Raw genomic sequence first — 15,257 nt, forward strand, 5'->3', positions numbered from 1 at the left:
GCATGTCCCACTAGCAGACGAAATGTCGCATGCTGTGTATCGTTGCAGCATGTCCGCTGTTCCCCCACGGCCCGCCCCGCCACTGTCGGCCGCGGTGCTCATCCGCGACGCCCGTGAACGCGCCGAACTGACCCAGGTCCAGCTCGCCCAGCGCGCCGGCGTCACGCAGAGCGTCATCAGCACCTACGAGAACGGTCGGCGGGAACCGTCGCTCGCCGCCCTGCAGCGGATGCTCCGGGCGGCGGGCTTCACGACGACGATCGACCTGCAGCCGGTCGAGGAACCCCAGCCGCTCCTCGAACGGGTGGTCGCCGCCCGGCAGGACCTCGTCGACATCGTGCAGCGGTTCGGCGGGCGGAACCCCCGGATCTTCGGCAGCGTCGCCCGGGGTGAGGACGGCCCGGACAGCGACGTCGACCTGATGGTCGACGTCGACGCGGGGCTCGGGATCTTCGCGCTGATGCGGATCCAGGACGCCGCCGAGCGGTTGCTCGGCGTCCGCGTCGACGTGGTGGATGCCGCGGGCATGCGTCCCGGGGTCGTCCGGACCGCGGTGCCGCTGTGAGCGCCGAGCCGGGCGTCCGACGTGCCGTCGGCGACCGCCTCGACGACGTCATCCGGGCCTGCGAGGCGATCCGGCGCTACGTCGACGACGAGCGGCTGCCCGAGGATCTGGTGCACGACGCGGTCCGGATGCGCCTGGTCGAGATCGGTGAGGCCGTGCGGGTGCTCCCGGTCGGGGTCACCGCGAGCGAGCCCGGCATCCCGTGGTCGCGCGTGTCCGACCTGGGGGAGCGGCTGACCCGGCGGTACTTCGACACGACGCGTGCGCTGGTGTTCGGCACCGCCCGCACCGACGTCCCGCACCTCGCCGACGCCGCGCGCCGGTTGCGCGCTGCCCACCCCCTGACGGACGCGGGCACGGACCGGGCGCGGCCACGTGCCCTGGGCGGACCACATGCCGGACTGGAGGCACGGATCACGACGTGCACCGAGCCTCCCGTCCGCCGTGTGGCCGGCCTCAGGACGACGCAGGACGGCCCCGTCTCGCCGAGGCGAGACGGGGCCGTCCGTGGTGCTGGGGAGATCAGCCCTTCTTGGCGAGCTCCTCGAGGGTGTCGTTGCCCTTGTAGGCCTCGACGGCGTTGTCCTTGGTGACCAGGACCGGCGTGAGCTCGATCGCGGGGACCGTCTTCTTGCCGTTGTAGTTGTTCGTCTTGTCCATCTTCGTGTCGGGCTTGTCGCCCTTCGACAGCGTGGAGACGAGGTCGACGGCCGCCTGGGCCTCCTTCGACGTGTCCTTGAAGATCGTCGAGTACTGCGTGCCCTGCATGATGAGCGGGATGGACGCGGTCTCCGAGTCCTGGCCCGTCACGACGGGGTTGTCCTTGCCGGCGGCCTTGGTCGCGGTGAGGATCGCACGGGCGAGGGTGTCGTTCGGCGACAGGACGCCGTCGAGCTCGGTGTCACCCGTGTAGTACTGCGAGAGCAGGTCGGTCATGCGCGACTGGGCCTTCTGCGCGAGCCAGCCCTGCGTGACGACCTTCTGGAACGTGGTCTGACCGGAGACGACCTTGATCGTGCCGTCGTCGATCTTCGGCTGCAGGACGTCCATCGCACCGTTGAAGAACACGGTCGCGTTGGCATCGTCCGGCGAACCGGCGAAGAGCTCGACGTTGTACGGCTTGTCGCCCTTCTTCTCCTCGAGGCCCTTGAGCAGCGCCTCGGCCTGGAGCTGGCCGACCTTGAAGTTGTTGAACGCCACGTAGTAGTCGACGTTCTTCGTGTTCAGGATGTTGCGGTCCCAGGCGATGACGACGGCGCCACGGTCCTTGGCGGACTTGACCTGCGCGGTCAGCTGCGAACCGTCGGCGGCACCGATGATGACGGCCTTGGCGCCCTTGGTGATCATGCCGGAGATCTGCGACTGCTGGTCGGGGACCGGGTTGCCGGCGTTGGCGTACTGGATGTCGGCCTTGAAGCCGGCGTCCTCGATCGACTTCTTGAACGCGGCACCCGCGAGGACCCAGTTCTGCGAGGTCTTGGCCGGCAGGGCGACGCCGATGAGGTCGCCCTTCTTGATGCTGCTGGTGCTGCCGGCGTCGTCGGACGAGCCGCGTGCCGAGCAGCCGCTGAGGGCGAGGCCCGCGATGAGCGCCAGGCTGAGGCCGGCGACGATCTTCTTGCGCATGTGATTGCTTTCTCTTCGTTGAGGAGGTGTGGGGCCGGAGCCCCGCTGTGGGGAGGGGTGAACTAGGGGAGGGTGATCTTGTCCGGCTGGTCCTCGATGGACCGCGGCTGCTGGGCGGCCACCGTGTTCTGCTCGGTGTCCTTCCGCTGGAACTGCCGCATCATGCCGCCGATCAGCGACGGGCGTCCCTGCGACTTCGAGTAGACGTCGAAGGCGACGGCGACGAGCAGGACCAGGCCGCGGATGATCTGCACCTGGTTGGACTCGAGGCCCATGAGCTGCAGACCGTTCGACAGCAACGCCATCACGAGACCACCGATGATCGAGCCGGAGATCGTGCCGACACCACCGGCGACCGCCGCTCCACCGACGAACACGGCGGCGATCGCGTCGAGCTCCCAGCCGGTGCCGTCCGCGGGGCCCGAGGCGCCGGAGTAGGCGACGAACACCATGCCGGCGATCGCGGCGAGGACCGACATGTTCATCATGACGAAGAAGTTGACCCGCCGCGCCGAGACGCCGGACAGGACGGCTGCGTTGGCGTTGCCACCGACGGCGTAGACCTGGCGACCGAAGATCGTGTTCTTCGTGACGAAGCCGTAGACGATGGTCAGGACACCGAGGATGATCGCGACGATCGGGACCGAGGTGCCGACCGGACCGGCGCCGAACAGGTACGTGGCGACGAGCGTGACGGCGACCAGGATGCCGGTGCGGACGATCGAGACCCACAGCGGCGGGACCTCGGCCTGCATCTTCCGACGGCGGGCACGGCCACGGGCCTCGATGATGATGAGCGCGAGGATCGTGACGAGGCCGATGAGCAGCGTGCCGTTGCTGAAGCCGAAGTCGGGGCCGAAGTCACCGAGGAAGCCGGCGCCGATCGGGGTGAAGGCGTCCGGGACGGGGACCGACGTCGAGTTGCCGATGATCTGGTTCACACCACGGAAGATGAGCTGACCGGCCAGCGTCACGATGAAGGCCGGGACCTTCACGAACGCGACCCAGAAGCCCTGCCACGCACCGATCAGGGCACCGCACGCGAGACCCAGGATGATGGCGGCCCACACCGGGAAGTCCCACACGGCCATGGACTGCGCCACGACGATGCCGACGACCGCTGCGACCGACCCCACCGACAGGTCGATGTGCCCCGCGATGATGACCATGACCATGCCGAGCGCCAGGATCAGGATGTAGGAGTACTGCAGGAACAGGTTGATGACGTTGGTCGGCTCGAGGATGAGCCCGTTCGTCGTGATCGAGAAGAAGATCAGCAGCACGATGAGCGCGATGATCATGCCGTACTGGCCGATGCTGTTGCCCTTGCCGAAGAGCAGTTTCAGGTTGTTCATGAGGCGGTGGCGCCCTTCCGCGCGGAGGTCATGCTGCGCATGAGCGATTCGGGATCGGCCTGGTCGGCCGGGAGGTCAGCGGTGATCTGGCCCTCGAAGATGGTGTAGATCCGGTCGGAGAGACCGAGGAGTTCGGGGAGCTCGGACGAGATGAGGATGATGCCCTTCCCCTCGGCGGCGAGCTGCTGGATGATCCCGTAGATCTCGAACTTGGCGCCCACGTCGATGCCGCGGGTGGGCTCGTCGAGGATCAGGATGTCCGGGTCCGTGAACATCCACTTGGACAGGACGACCTTCTGCTGGTTGCCACCGGACAGCTTGCCGACGTTGTCCTCGACGCTCGGCACCTTCGTGCGGAGCATCTTGCGGTACTTCTCGGCGACCGAGTACTCCTCGAGCGAGTCGACGACACCGGCCTTCGAGATCTTCCGCAGGTCGGCGGCGACCGTCGAGCGCTTCACGGTGTCGAGCAGGTTCAGGCCGAGCGCCTTGCGGTCCTCGGAGACGTAGCCGAGGCCGTTCTCGATCGCCTGCTGGACGTTCGTGACCTTGATCTCGCGGCCGTCCTTGATGATCTGGCCGTCGAGCCAGGTGCCGTACGAGCGACCGAACAGGCTCATCGCGAGCTCGGTGCGTCCGGCGCCCATCAGGCCGGCGAAGCCGACGATCTCACCGCGGCGGACGTGGAAGTTCGAGGCCTTGCAGACCAGACGCGACGAGTCGACCGGGTGCTGCACGGTCCAGTTGCGGACCTCGAAGAAGGTCTCGCCGATCTTCGGGGTGCGGTCGGGGAAGCGCGACTCGAGCGAGCGGCCGACCATGCCGCGGATGATGCGGTCCTCGTTGACGCCGTCCGCCTTGACGTTGAGCGTTTCGATGGCCTTGCCGTCGCGGATGATCGTGATCTCGTCGGCGATCTGCTCGATCTCGTTGAGCTTGTGGCTGATGATGATGCTCGCGATGCCCTTGGCCTTCAGCCCGACGATCAGGTCGAGCAGGTGCTGCGAGTCGTTCTCGTTGAGCGCGGCGGTCGGCTCGTCGAGGATCAGGAGCTTGACGTCCTTGTGCAGGGCCTTCGCGATCTCGACGAGCTGCTGCTTGCCGACACCGAGGTTCTTGATCTGCGTGTCCGGGTCGTCGGCCAGGCCGACGCGGGCGAGCAGGTCCTGCGCACGGAGCTGCGCGGCGGTCCAGTTGATGACGCCACCGCGGCTCGGCTCGTTGCCCAGGAACAGGTTCTCGGTGATCGAGAGCTCCGGGATGAGCGCCAGCTCCTGGTGGATGATGACGATGCCGGCCTGCTCGGACTGCTTGATGTTCGAGAAGCGGACTTCTTCGCCCTCGTAGACGATCTCGCCGCTGTAGGTGCCGTACGGGTAGACGCCCGACAGGACCTTCATCAGGGTCGACTTGCCGGCGCCGTTCTCGCCGCAGATCGCGTGGATCTCGCCGGCACGGACGCTGAGGGAGACGTCGGCCAGCGCCTTCACACCAGGGAACTCCTTGGTGATCGAGCGCATCTCGAGGATCGTCTCGGGTGCGGTGATCGACCGGGTCTCGAGGCCGGTGTCGATCGGGGTTGACGCCACAGTGCATCTCCTTCTGCCGCTTCGGTGCGGCAGTGTGTTCGGGTGGTTCTGCTGCGGCAGCGAAAGCACAGGGGGCCTGTGTGGACTTCGTTGTCGCGTCCGGATCCGGCTCGGTGTGACGCTCATGTGAACGGTCACATCGGCTGGACGGAGGCAATTTACGCACAGCCTCGGTGCGGCTGTCAATTCGGATTGGTCGCGTTTTCGTAACGGCGTGCGTGATCCGGAGGGAACGTCCCCCGGGTTGGGGCCAGGGGCCCCGGGAGCGGGCGTTTCGTTGCGTGGTTCCGCATGCGCGGACGGGAGGCCCGTGGCGGGCCGGCCACGGGCCTCCCGTCCGCTTCGTGGTCGCGTCCGGAGCCGCGCTCGCCGGTGCGCCGCCGCCCTGCGGTCCCGCGCGTGGCTGGTGCTTCCGGGCGTACCTGGTCGGAACTTCTTGGCAGGTATGCCCGTTCGTAGCAGGTACTGCGGGGCGGCCGGGTGGTTTCGGGCGTACCTGGTTGTTCCGGGCGTACCTGGTGTCTTCGGGCGTACCTGGTCGAAACTTCGTGGCAGGTATGCCCGTTCGTGGCAGGTACTCCGCGGCGGCCGAGTGGTTCCGGGCGTGCCTGGTGTCTTCGGGCGTACCCGGTGGTTCCGGGCGTACCTGGGCAGAAGTTCGTGACAGGGATGCCCGTTCGTGGCAGGTACTCGGGGCGTGGCGCTGCCCGAGGTTCGTCAGCGCGTGCGGGGTGCGCTGGTGGAGGCGCGCACGACCAGCTGCGGGACGATGTCGATCGGGCGGAGCAGTTCGCCCTCACTCGGCAGCAGCAGGTCCACGCAGCGACGCCCGAGCTCGGCGAAGTCGACCTGCACCGTGGTGAGCGGCGGCCAGAAGTGCTTCGCCTCCGGGATGTCGTCGTAGCCGACCACGGACAGATCGCCCGGGACGTCGAGCCCGTACGAGCGTGCCGCGTGCATCACGCCGAGCGCCATCTGGTCGTTCGAGCAGAAGATCGCGGTGCAGTCCCGCCACCGCAGCAGCTCACGGCCGGCGTGGTAGCCGAAGTCGGCGGTCCAGTCGCCCAGGATCGGCGGCGCGACGGCCATGTCGCGGTCGGACATCTCACGCAGGAACCCCTGCATGCGGGCGTCGGCCTCGATCCAGTCCTGCGGTCCGGCGATGTGCCGCACGTACTCGTGCCCCAGGTCGAGCAGGTGTGCGGTCGCGAGTCGTGCGCCCTCCATCTGGTCCACCCACAGGGCCGTCGGGTCCTCGCCGACGCTCGCGCGCATGGTGACGTAGGGAGTGCGGATGCCGAGCTCCGCGATCAGGTCGAAGACCCGCTGCTGGGGTGCGATGACGACGATGCCCTCGACGTCGAGGTCGAGCAGGTGCCCGAGTCCTTCACGCACGGCGGCATCGGTCGCCTCGGCGATGTTCGCCGTCGTGACCGAGTAGCCGCGGAGCATCGCGGCGTCCTCGATCGCCTGTAGTGCCACGGCGGGACCGTAGTGGGCGCGGCGGGCCGTCAGGACGCCGATCGTGTGGGTCCGGCTCGTGACCAGGGCGCGTGCGGCCCGGTTCGGCCGGTACTGCAGCTGCTCCATGGCCGCCAGGACCTTGTCGCGTGTCTCGGCCCGGATCGCATCCGAGTTGTTCAGCACCCGCGAGACGGTCTGGTGCGAGACGCCCGCGATCCGTGCGACGTCACGGATGCTGGGCGAACGCGGTTGCTGTGTCCGCGATGACGCCATTGCTGCTCGTTTCCGCCCGGGTGTCGTGGCACATCGATGTGCACGTTCACATCCGGGCCAGATCATTATGCACGTCCGACGGATCGACGCCACCTGTGCATCGATCCACCGTCCGCTCAGAGCCAGTTGCGCTTGCGGAAGATCGCCCAGAGCACGCCCATCAGCAGGAGCATGGCGAGGATCGCGACCGGGTAGCCGTAGTGCCAGTGCAGCTCGGGCATGTGGTCGAAGTTCATCCCGTACACACCGGCTATCAGGCCGGGCGCGAACAGGATCGCCGCCCACGACGAGATCTTCTTGACCTCCTCGCCCTGGCGGTGTGCTGCCCGGGCGAGTTGCCGGCTCTCCTCACCCTGGGCCAGGCTCGCGCTGGTCATCCGGCGCATCGCCTCGTTCTGCTCCTGCGACACCAGGGTGGCGTGCAGGGTCAGGGCGTTCTCGAGCAGGGCGCGGAACGAGTCGACCCGCTCGGTGACACGGAGCGCGTGGTCGTGCACGTTGCGGAGCCGGTGCTGCACGTCGTCGTCCACGCCGTACTTGTCCGCACCGCGGAGCAGCCCCGTGACCATCGCCGGCACCGGGGTGGTGGCCCGCTGGAACGCCAGGACCTCGCTGAGCAGCTGGTAGATGCGCTTCGAGACCCCGGGGTCGACCTGCCCGGCGAACAGCTGGTCCTCGATGGCGTCGATCTGCTCCTGCAGCACCTGGACGACGGGGCCGTAGCCGTCCACGACCTCGTCGAGCACGGCCGCGGTCACCGCCTCCGACCCCTTCGCCAGGAACTCCGGGTCCGCCTCGACCTGCGCCCGCAGCACCGCCAGGTCGGGTCGGGCGGCGTGCCGGACGCTCACGACGAAGTGGTCGCCGACGAACAGGTGCACCTCGCCGAACTCCACGGTGCCCTCGGACGGGTCGAACCAGGCCGGCCGGAGCACCAGGAACAGGGTGTCGCCGTAGCGCTCGAGCTTGGCGCGCTGGTGTCCCTTGCGGGCGTCCTCGACGGCGTTCTCGTGCAGGTCGAACTCGGTGGCGACGGCCTCGAGCTCGTGCGGGTCGGGCCGGAGCAGCCCGATCCACGTCAGGTCGCCACGAGCCGGGCGCGACAGGGTCGACGGAGACTCCACGCGGCGTCCCCGGACGTAGATCGCGTTGTCGATCAGTGCCATGTGCGTGCTCCTTCGGTGGGGAGCAGGCGGGCGCGATGGCGCCCCGGAGGCGATCCGGGGCGGGGCAGGGTCAGCGAGCGGGCGCGACGACCGACACGGGCGGCCGGCCCGATCGAGGATGGTCACCCGACATCGCGCCTCACCTGCCCTTCTCGTCTCGTCGTGCGGCGCCCAGAGCGCTGCACACGGTCGAGCGTACGCCTGCGGCGCGGGTCGGACAACACCGACCACCACGTTCCACATGGCCGCGACGACCCTTGCTGCACACCAGGGAGGACGCTAATGTCCTGATATCCAGAACACTGGATGCGAACACGAAGGAGTGTCATGGTCAAGAAGCAATCGCCCACCGTCGGCATCATCGTCGCGTCAGTCGGGTGCATCGCCCTGTCGTTCGCCCCGGGATTCCGCGACGTCGCTGTCGTGTGGTGGCTCCTGGGTGCCGCCGGGGTCACCACGGCGTGGATGCGCGCAATACGACCAAGGCGGCGGCGCCGGACGAGGACACTGGCACTGTCGGGGGTGGCGTTCGTCGCCGCGGCCACTGCGGCGATCGCGCTCGTCGGCGTCGTTGCGCCGACACGGGCCGATGCGTCGAGTGCCGTGACGGCCACGGACCCCTCCGGCACAGGACGCCTCATCCAGCTCGCGTCTCAGCTCCGAGCCGAGGGCGGCAGCCGGGGCTCGAGTGCGGTCTCGGCGGCTCGGGAGACGGGGTACTCCGTGCGTTCGGGGCTGGAACCCGACTGGGCCGGTGCGTCCGCGTACTCGTACGAGGGCGCGGACGTCGTGTCGGTCCCGCTGCTCGGGACCGACGTGCCGGAGATGACGAAGCTCTCGTTCGTGACCGTGGACGGTGAGACGGCGATCACCGAGATGGCATCCGCCATGACGTCGACCACCGTGGTGCACTTCGCCATGTGGCAGGACGGTCAGCTGACCAAGAACGTGGACCTCACGCAGGGATCCGACGCGGAGCGGGCGTCGTCGATCGGGACGTACGGCCTCGATTGGAAGCGGCTGAACAACTGCCTCAACAGCATCGGGATCAGTTGGGCGGTGATCGCAGTCCTCGGCGTCGCGTGTGGCGCAGCCTGCGCGACCATGGTGCTGTGCGCTCCGTGTCTCGCCGCGGCGGCGGGCTTCACGACGGGCACCATCGCGAAGTGCGTGTCGAACGCCTGGTCCTGAGCGGACAGGCCGTGGCCTGGCAGGTGCCGCTTGCGCACCTGTCAGGCCCCAACGACCTCGTGCATGAGCAAAGCGCCGGCAGGGTGCAACCGCACAGCGGCAGGCGCAGGCGCAGGCGCGTCAGCGAGTGACGTGCAGCCCAGCGGTCTCGAGCTCGGCGAGCTGCCACCCGAGCCACGGGCTCCAGGCGAACGGCGCGCCGGCGACGGCCTGCCTGAGAGAGTCCTCGGACACCCATGCCCACTCGGCGACCTCGTCGTCCGCGGGAGCCGGGGTGTCGTCGGTCACGGCACGGAAGACGGGGCAGACCTCGTTCTCCACGATGCCCGAGGCGTCGACCGCGCGGTACCGGAACTCCGGCAGCACGACCTCGACGTCGCGCACGGTGATGCCGAGCTCGCGGGAGGCCCGACGGGCGATGGCGTCCTCGAAGGACTCGTCCGGACCGGGGTGGCCGCAGAAGGTGTTCGTCCACACCCCCGGCCAGGTCTTCTTCGACAGTGCTCGTCGGGTCACCAGGACGTCGCCGTCGGTGTTCCGGACGTGGCACGAGAACGCCAGGTGCAGGGGCGTGTGGGCTGTGTGCACCGTGAACTTGTCCGCCGTGCCGATCGGGGTACGGTCGTCGGCCAGGAGCACCACGGATTCAGGGAAAGCGTTCATCTGTGTCGATAGGTTAGGCCAATGAGCGAGGAAGCGACCACCGTGCCGCACATCGACCTCGCGCTCGTCGACGACTGCCTCGAGCGCTTCTTCGCCGTGTCGTCGGCGCGCGCCGAGCGCTACGGCCGACCGTCGGAAGAACTGTGGCGCGTGCTCCGCAAGGCGAGCATGGGCGGCAAGCGCTTCCGCCCCCGCATGGTCATGACCGCGTACGCCGGCATGGGCGGCACCGACGCGCACGCTGCCGCCAACGTCGCAGCGGCGTACGAACTCCTGCACACCGCACTCGTGGTGCACGACGACGTCATCGACCGTGACTGGTCGCGCCGCGGGCAGCCGAACGTCGCCGGGTCGTTCCGCGACAACGGGACGACGGGCGGCCTGCCGCTGCCGACCGCCGAGCACCGGGGGATGAGCGCCGCCGTGATCGCCGGTGACCTGGCGCTCGCCGGGGCGCCCCGCTTCATCGAGGCCGCGGGCGTCGACGGCACCCGGCGCGAGCGACTGCTCGAACTGTTCGACGAGGCCGTGTTCGCGAGCGCTGCCGGTGAGATGACCGACGTCGACCTGGCGCTCGGCGTGATGCCGACGGTGGACGAGGTCCTGGCGATGGAGCGGGCGAAGACGAGCGTGTACTCGTTCGAGGCTCCGCTGCAGTCCGGGGCCGTGCTGGCCGGCGCCGACGAGGAGATCGTCACCGCCCTCGGTGCCTTCGGCCGCGAGATCGGCATCGCGTACCAGATCGTCGACGACCTGCTCGGGGTCTTCGGCGACGAGACCATGACCGGCAAGACCGTGCTGGGCGACCTGCGCGAGGGCAAGCGCACGATGCTCATCGCCTACGCGGCGACCACGGACTGCTGGCCGGACCTCGAGCCGTACCTGGGCGACCCGGACCTGACCGAGGCCCGTGCGGACGAGGTCCGTGCGACCCTGGTCTCCTGCGGTGCGCGCGGTGCCGCGGAAGAACGCGTCGCCGACCACACCGCACTCGCCCGGGCCGAGCTCGCCCGGCTGCCGTACGACCTCGCCGACCGCCTGGAGGCCCTCGTGACCGAACTCGTGGAGCGCGCCCGGTGACCCACAGCACCACCACGGCGACCGGATCCCGTCCGGCTCGCCTCCAGCTGTACGACGCCACGGCCGAGGCCGCGTCGGGTGTCGTCATCGACCGGTACTCCACGTCGTTCGGCCTGGCGAGCCGGATGCTCGCCCGCGACACGCGCGAGCACATCCGGAACGTCTACGCGCTGGTCCGCGTCGCCGACGAGGTCGTCGACGGCCCCGCGACCGAGGCCGGGCTCGACCGGGAGCTCGCCCGGACGGTGCTCGACGAGCTCGAGGCCGACACCGAACGGGCCATCGCGCTCGGCTTCTCGGTGAACCCCGTCGTCCACGCCTTCGCCCGGACCGCCCGCGCCACCGGCTTCGGCGCCGAGCTCACCGCCCCGTTCTTCGCCTCGATGCGCATGGACCTCGACCGCACCGAGCACGACGACGCCTCGTTCGACGCGTACGTGTACGGCTCCGCCGAGGTCGTCGGCCTGATGTGCCTGCGCGCGTTCGTGTACCGGGCCGGTCGGCCGACGTTCGACCAGGCCGAACTCGTCGCCGGGGCGCGTGCGCTCGGTGCCGCGTTCCAGAAGGTGAACTTCCTGCGTGACCTGCACGCCGACTTCGAGGTGCTCGGTCGCTCGTACTTCCCGGGCGTCGACATCCGGTCCTTCGACGAGGCCACGAAGGACCGCCTGGTCGCCGACGTGCAGGCCGACCTCGACCACGCCGCGCGGACGATCCGGCTGCTGCCGGCCGACGCCCGCAACGCGGTCGGACTCGCACACGCACTGTTCCAGGAACTCAACGACCGACTCGCGCGCACGCCGGCGAGCCGCCTCGTCACGACGCGCGTGCGCGTCCCCAACCCGGTGAAGGTCCGCCTCGCGGCGCAGGTCCTCGCCGGACGCGCACCGCTCCGGTCGCGCGGCACCACCCACCGGCCGGGAGGCTCCTCATGACCCCGCCCCGCGCCTCCCGACCGACAACGGTCGCCACCACCACCCGGCGCAAGGTGCCCGCACGCCGCGCCGTCGTCATCGGCGGCGGCATCAGCGGCCTGGCGGCCGCGGCGCTGCTCGCACGCGACGGCTTCTCGGTGACGGTGCTCGAGCAGCGCACGCAGCTCGGCGGCCGTGCCGGCTCGTGGGAGCAGGACGGGTTCCGGTTCGACACCGGGCCGTCGTGGTACCTCATGCCCGAGGTCTTCGACCACTTCTTCCAGCTGCTCGGGACGTCGGCCGAGGCCGAACTCGACCTGGTGAAGCTCGACCCCGGTTACCGCGTCTACAGCGAGGGCCACGACGAGCCGATCGACCTGCGGGCCGACGCCGAGGCCAACATCGCCTTGTTCGAGTCCATCGAGCCCGGTGCCGGCGAGCGGATGCGGAAGTACCTCGCGTCGGCCGAGGACACCTACACGATGGCCGTGCGCCGGTTCCTCTACACGAGCTTCCAGGACCTCACGAAGCTCGCCGCACCCGACGTCCTGCGGCGCCTGCCCAAGCTCGCGCGCCTGCTGCTCGAGCCGCTCTCCACCTTCGCCGAGACCGCGGTGCGCGACCGTCGCCTGTGGCAGATCCTCGGCTACCCGGCGGTGTTCCTCGGCACGAGCCCGTACGCGGCACCGAGCATGTACCACCTGATGAGCCACCTCGACCTGGCCGACGGCGTGCTCTACCCGAAGGGCGGCATCACCGAGGTGATCTCCGCCGTCGAGCGGGTCGCCCGGGCCGAGGGCGCGAAGATCATCGCCGGTGCGAAGGTCGAACGGATCGTCGTCGAGGACGGCGTCGCCACCGGAGTCGTCCACCGCGACCGCGACGGCGTGCAGCACACGGCCCCCGCCGACCTCGTGGTCAGCGCTGCCGACATGCAGCACACCGAGATGCAGCTGCTCGACCGCGAGCACCGCACCCACGGTGCCGACCACTGGAAGAAGCGCGACCCGGGCCCGAGCGCGGTGCTCGTGTACCTCGGCATCGACGGTCCGACGCCGGGCCTGCTGCACCACACCCTGATGTTCACCGCGGACTGGAAGGCGAACTTCGGCGCGATCTTCGGGGACGACCGGCACGTGCCGGACCCCGCCTCGATCTACGTCTGCGCCCCCTCGGAGACCGACCCGAGCGTCTCCCCGCCCGGCACCAGCAACCTGTTCATCCTGGTGCCCCTGCCCGCCGACCTGTCGATCGGCAAGGGCGGCATCGACGGTGCCGGTGACTACCAGGTCGAGCAGATCGCGGACCGTGCCATCGACGTGCTGGCCGAGCGCGCCGGGGTGCCGGACCTGCGCGACCGCATCCGGGTCCGACGGACGATCGGGCCGCGCGACTTCGCCGACGACCTGAACGCCTGGAACGGCTCGATGCTCGGCCCGGCGCACACCCTGAAGCAGAGCGCGTTCTTCCGCGAGAAGAACGCGTCGAAGAAGGTCGAGGGGCTGTACTACGTCGGAGCCTCGACGATCCCGGGGATCGGTCTGCCGATGTGCCTGATCAGCGCCGAGGTCCTGCTCAAGCGCATCCACGGCGACCGGAGCACCGAGCCGCTGCCGACGCCCCTCGGGGCTCCGCGGGACCGGACCGAGACCGCCTGATGCCCGGGGTCTACCTCGCCGGCCTGGTGGTGTCCCTGGTCGGCATGACCGTGCTGGACGCCCGCTTCCGGCTGTTCTTCTGGCGGGCACCGTGGCGGGCGGCGGCCGTGATGGTCGTCGGTGTCGCGTTCTTCATGGTGTGGGACGTCGCCGGTGTCGCTGCCGGGATCTTCTTCATCGGGCCGCAGAACCTGCTCACCGGGGTGCTCCTGGCGCCCGAGGTCCCGCTCGAGGAGCTCTTCTTCCTGCTGCTGCTCTGCTACTCGACGATGGACCTCGTCGGCTTCGTCCGGCCCCTGGTGCAGCGGGCGACCGATCGGCGGCGTGCGTGAACGGCACCGGGGCGTACGCGCTCCTGGCCCTGCCGTTCTTCGGCGTGACGGCCGTCGTGGCCGTGGTCGCCGGCGTCGTCGCCGCTCGCCGGGCCCGCGCGGCGGGGCGACGGCCGGCCCTCGGGCGCCGGGTCGCGGTGCTCACGTCCGTGATCGCCGGCATCGCGCTGCTGGTGATGACGATGGTGTTCGACAACGTCATCGTCACGCTGCGGATCGTCGCCTACGACCCCTCGCTCATCAGCGGTGCGAAGATCGGTGCGATCCCGGTCGAGGACCTCGCCTACGCGATGTCCGCCATCGTGCTGCTGCCCAGCCTGTGGGTCCTGTTCGACCGGACGGGCGCACGCGACCGGACCGGCGCGCGCCCCGCGCCCGACCCGACCCCAGCACCAGCGGAGCCAGCACCAGCAGAGGACATGAAGTGAACGCCAGCACCGCCTCCCGGCCGTCGACCCTGCGCGCCCTGTTCGTGTCGTCACGCCCGATCAGCTGGGTGAACACCGCCTACCCGTTCGGCGCCGCGTACCTGCTCGGCAGCGGGGTCGGCGTCGAGGGCGGCGGCGGGTTCTCGCTCGTCGCGTTCCTGGTCGGTGTCGTGTACTTCCTGGTGCCCTACAACCTGGCGATGTACGGCATCAACGACGTCTTCGACTACGAGTCCGACCTGCGCAACCCGCGCAAGGGCGGTGTCGAGGGCGCCCTGCTCGACAAGAGCGTCCACCGCACCACGCTCTGGGCCGTCGTCGTCACGAACGTCCCCTTCCTCGTCGCGCTCGTGGTGCTCGGCGCCGTCAGCGGCAACGGGCCGTGGTCGTGGCTCGTCCTGGCGATCAGCGTGTTCGCGGTGATCGCGTACTCGGCACCGGGGCTGCGGTTCAAGGAGAAGCCGTTCCTCGACTCGCTCACGTCGAGCACCCACTTCGTCTCACCGGCGATCTACGGCCTCGCCCTGGCCGGCCCGCACTGGACCGGGGAACTCGTCGCCGTCTGCATCGCGTTCTTCCTGTGGGGTGTGGCCTCGCACGCGTTCGGTGCCGTGCAGGACGTCCTGGCGGACCGTGCCGGCGGCATCGGCTCCGTCGCGACCGTGATCGGTGCCCGGGCCACCGTCCGCCTGGCCTTCGTCGCCTACCTGGTCGCCGGGGTCGCGCTGCTGTTCTCGGCGTTCCCGGGCCCGATCGCCGCGATCGTCGTCATCCCGTACGCGCTCAACGTGCTGCCGTGGTGGAACATCACGGACCAGGGTGCCGAGGCTGCGAACGCCGGGTGGAAGCGGTTCCTCTGGATCAACTACCTGGCGGGCTTCATCGTGACGATGGCCCTCATCGCGTACGCCTTCACGCACTGACAGACTGGACGCACGCACCGCGGCGTCCGT

At 69.5% G+C, this 15,257-nt stretch carries 15 protein-coding genes; 9 read left to right on the forward strand and 6 right to left on the reverse strand.

Annotation, left to right across the window (positions count from 1 at the left end; all coding sequences use genetic code 11):
• Positions 1–49 precede the first annotated feature (49 nt).
• Positions 50–565: a helix-turn-helix domain-containing protein gene (locus ACZZ9K_RS12765; RefSeq protein WP_185974093.1), complete on the forward strand. Its 516-nt coding sequence runs from the start codon at positions 50–52 to the stop codon at positions 563–565.
• Positions 562–1,158, forward strand: coding sequence for a HepT-like ribonuclease domain-containing protein (locus tag ACZZ9K_RS12770; RefSeq protein ID WP_463444232.1), 597 nt, complete (start codon positions 562–564; stop codon positions 1,156–1,158). Before ACZZ9K_RS12765 ends, ACZZ9K_RS12770 begins: the two co-directional genes overlap by 4 nt.
• On the opposite strand, the gene ACZZ9K_RS12775 is transcribed toward ACZZ9K_RS12770, so the two are convergent.
• From ACZZ9K_RS12775 to ACZZ9K_RS12795, 5 genes are all read right to left on the reverse strand, one after another.
• Positions 1,088–2,191 carry a substrate-binding domain-containing protein gene (locus tag ACZZ9K_RS12775; protein ID WP_027464932.1) on the reverse strand — a complete coding sequence of 368 codons (1,104 nt, stop codon included), beginning with the start codon at positions 2,189–2,191 and terminating at the stop codon, positions 1,088–1,090. The genes ACZZ9K_RS12770 and ACZZ9K_RS12775 overlap by 71 nt on opposite strands.
• 62 nt (positions 2,192–2,253) lie before the next feature.
• Positions 2,254–3,546: a multiple monosaccharide ABC transporter permease gene (gene mmsB, locus ACZZ9K_RS12780; RefSeq protein ID WP_035807945.1), complete on the reverse strand. Its 1,293-nt coding sequence runs from the start codon at positions 3,544–3,546 to the stop codon at positions 2,254–2,256.
• Positions 3,543–5,066 (reverse strand): multiple monosaccharide ABC transporter ATP-binding protein, encoded by a 1,524-nt coding sequence (gene mmsA, locus ACZZ9K_RS12785; protein ID WP_138803433.1) that lies wholly within the window; start codon positions 5,064–5,066, stop codon positions 3,543–3,545. The genes mmsB and mmsA overlap by 4 nt, the downstream gene beginning before the upstream one ends.
• Positions 5,067–5,852: 786 nt before the next feature.
• Positions 5,853–6,872 carry a LacI family DNA-binding transcriptional regulator gene (locus ACZZ9K_RS12790; RefSeq protein WP_017886425.1) on the reverse strand — a complete coding sequence of 340 codons (1,020 nt, stop codon included), beginning with the start codon at positions 6,870–6,872 and terminating at the stop codon, positions 5,853–5,855.
• 116 nt (positions 6,873–6,988) lie between these two features.
• The gene (locus tag ACZZ9K_RS12795; protein WP_463444233.1) at positions 6,989–8,038 is read right to left on the reverse strand and encodes a magnesium and cobalt transport protein CorA; all 1,050 of its coding nucleotides are present in this window, start codon (positions 8,036–8,038) and stop codon (positions 6,989–6,991) included.
• A 327-nt stretch (positions 8,039–8,365) separates the two neighbouring features.
• On the opposite strand from ACZZ9K_RS12795, the gene ACZZ9K_RS12800 reads away from it, so the two are divergent.
• A complete protein-coding gene (locus ACZZ9K_RS12800; RefSeq protein WP_138802454.1) occupies positions 8,366–9,229 on the forward strand; it encodes a hypothetical protein in 864 nt (287 codons plus the stop codon).
• Positions 9,230–9,349: 120 nt separating this feature from the next.
• Here the strand turns inward: ACZZ9K_RS12800 and idi are convergent, their stop codons facing one another.
• Positions 9,350–9,892, reverse strand: a complete 543-nt coding sequence (gene idi, locus ACZZ9K_RS12805; RefSeq protein ID WP_071246200.1) for an isopentenyl-diphosphate Delta-isomerase — start codon at positions 9,890–9,892, stop codon at positions 9,350–9,352.
• 21 nt (positions 9,893–9,913) lie between these two features.
• Here idi and ACZZ9K_RS12810 point away from each other — a divergent pair, with 21 nt between their 5' ends.
• From ACZZ9K_RS12810 to ACZZ9K_RS12835, 6 genes are read left to right on the forward strand one after another with little or no spacing between them, the layout of a single operon-like run.
• A complete protein-coding gene (locus ACZZ9K_RS12810; protein WP_071246198.1) occupies positions 9,914–10,972 on the forward strand; it encodes a polyprenyl synthetase family protein in 1,059 nt (352 codons plus the stop codon).
• Positions 10,969–11,907: a phytoene/squalene synthase family protein gene (locus ACZZ9K_RS12815; RefSeq protein WP_138802455.1), complete on the forward strand. Its 939-nt coding sequence runs from the start codon at positions 10,969–10,971 to the stop codon at positions 11,905–11,907. Before ACZZ9K_RS12810 ends, ACZZ9K_RS12815 begins: the two co-directional genes overlap by 4 nt.
• On the forward strand, positions 11,904–13,544 hold the full coding sequence (crtI, locus tag ACZZ9K_RS12820) for a phytoene desaturase family protein (protein ID WP_250897886.1): 1,641 nt from the start codon (positions 11,904–11,906) through the stop codon (positions 13,542–13,544). Before ACZZ9K_RS12815 ends, crtI begins: the two co-directional genes overlap by 4 nt.
• Positions 13,544–13,876 carry a lycopene cyclase domain-containing protein gene (locus ACZZ9K_RS12825; protein WP_027464925.1) on the forward strand — a complete coding sequence of 111 codons (333 nt, stop codon included), beginning with the start codon at positions 13,544–13,546 and terminating at the stop codon, positions 13,874–13,876. The genes crtI and ACZZ9K_RS12825 overlap by 1 nt, the downstream gene beginning before the upstream one ends.
• Positions 13,873–14,304, forward strand: coding sequence for a lycopene cyclase domain-containing protein (locus ACZZ9K_RS12830; protein WP_214561193.1), 432 nt, complete (start codon positions 13,873–13,875; stop codon positions 14,302–14,304). Before ACZZ9K_RS12825 ends, ACZZ9K_RS12830 begins: the two co-directional genes overlap by 4 nt.
• The gene (locus tag ACZZ9K_RS12835; protein ID WP_071404934.1) at positions 14,301–15,227 is read left to right on the forward strand and encodes a prenyltransferase; all 927 of its coding nucleotides are present in this window, start codon (positions 14,301–14,303) and stop codon (positions 15,225–15,227) included. Before ACZZ9K_RS12830 ends, ACZZ9K_RS12835 begins: the two co-directional genes overlap by 4 nt.
• Positions 15,228–15,257: the final 30 nt, after the last annotated feature.

This window comes from Curtobacterium sp. AC268, from assembly GCF_979258745.1.

Excerpts from the sequence above, each read along its gene's own strand:
- ACZZ9K_RS12775 (WP_027464932.1), bottom strand. The coding sequence starts at position 2,191 with ATGCGCAAGAAGATCGTCGCCGGCCTCAGCCTGGCGCTCATCGCGGGC.
- mmsA (WP_138803433.1), bottom strand. The coding sequence starts at position 5,066 with ATGCGCTCGATCACCAAGGAGTTCCCTGGTGTGAAGGCGCTGGCCGAC.
- ACZZ9K_RS12765 (WP_185974093.1), top strand. The coding sequence starts at position 50 with ATGTCCGCTGTTCCCCCACGGCCCGCCCCGCCACTGTCGGCCGCGGTG.
- idi (WP_071246200.1), bottom strand. The coding sequence starts at position 9,892 with ATGAACGCTTTCCCTGAATCCGTGGTGCTCCTGGCCGACGACCGTACC.
- crtI (WP_250897886.1), top strand. The coding sequence starts at position 11,904 with ATGACCCCGCCCCGCGCCTCCCGACCGACAACGGTCGCCACCACCACC.
- ACZZ9K_RS12800 (WP_138802454.1), top strand. The coding sequence starts at position 8,366 with ATGGTCAAGAAGCAATCGCCCACCGTCGGCATCATCGTCGCGTCAGTC.
- ACZZ9K_RS12795 (WP_463444233.1), bottom strand. The coding sequence starts at position 8,038 with ATGGCACTGATCGACAACGCGATCTACGTCCGGGGACGCCGCGTGGAG.
- ACZZ9K_RS12825 (WP_027464925.1), top strand. The coding sequence starts at position 13,544 with ATGCCCGGGGTCTACCTCGCCGGCCTGGTGGTGTCCCTGGTCGGCATG.
- ACZZ9K_RS12790 (WP_017886425.1), bottom strand. The coding sequence starts at position 6,872 with ATGGCGTCATCGCGGACACAGCAACCGCGTTCGCCCAGCATCCGTGAC.
- mmsB (WP_035807945.1), bottom strand. The coding sequence starts at position 3,546 with ATGAACAACCTGAAACTGCTCTTCGGCAAGGGCAACAGCATCGGCCAG.
- ACZZ9K_RS12810 (WP_071246198.1), top strand. The coding sequence starts at position 9,914 with ATGAGCGAGGAAGCGACCACCGTGCCGCACATCGACCTCGCGCTCGTC.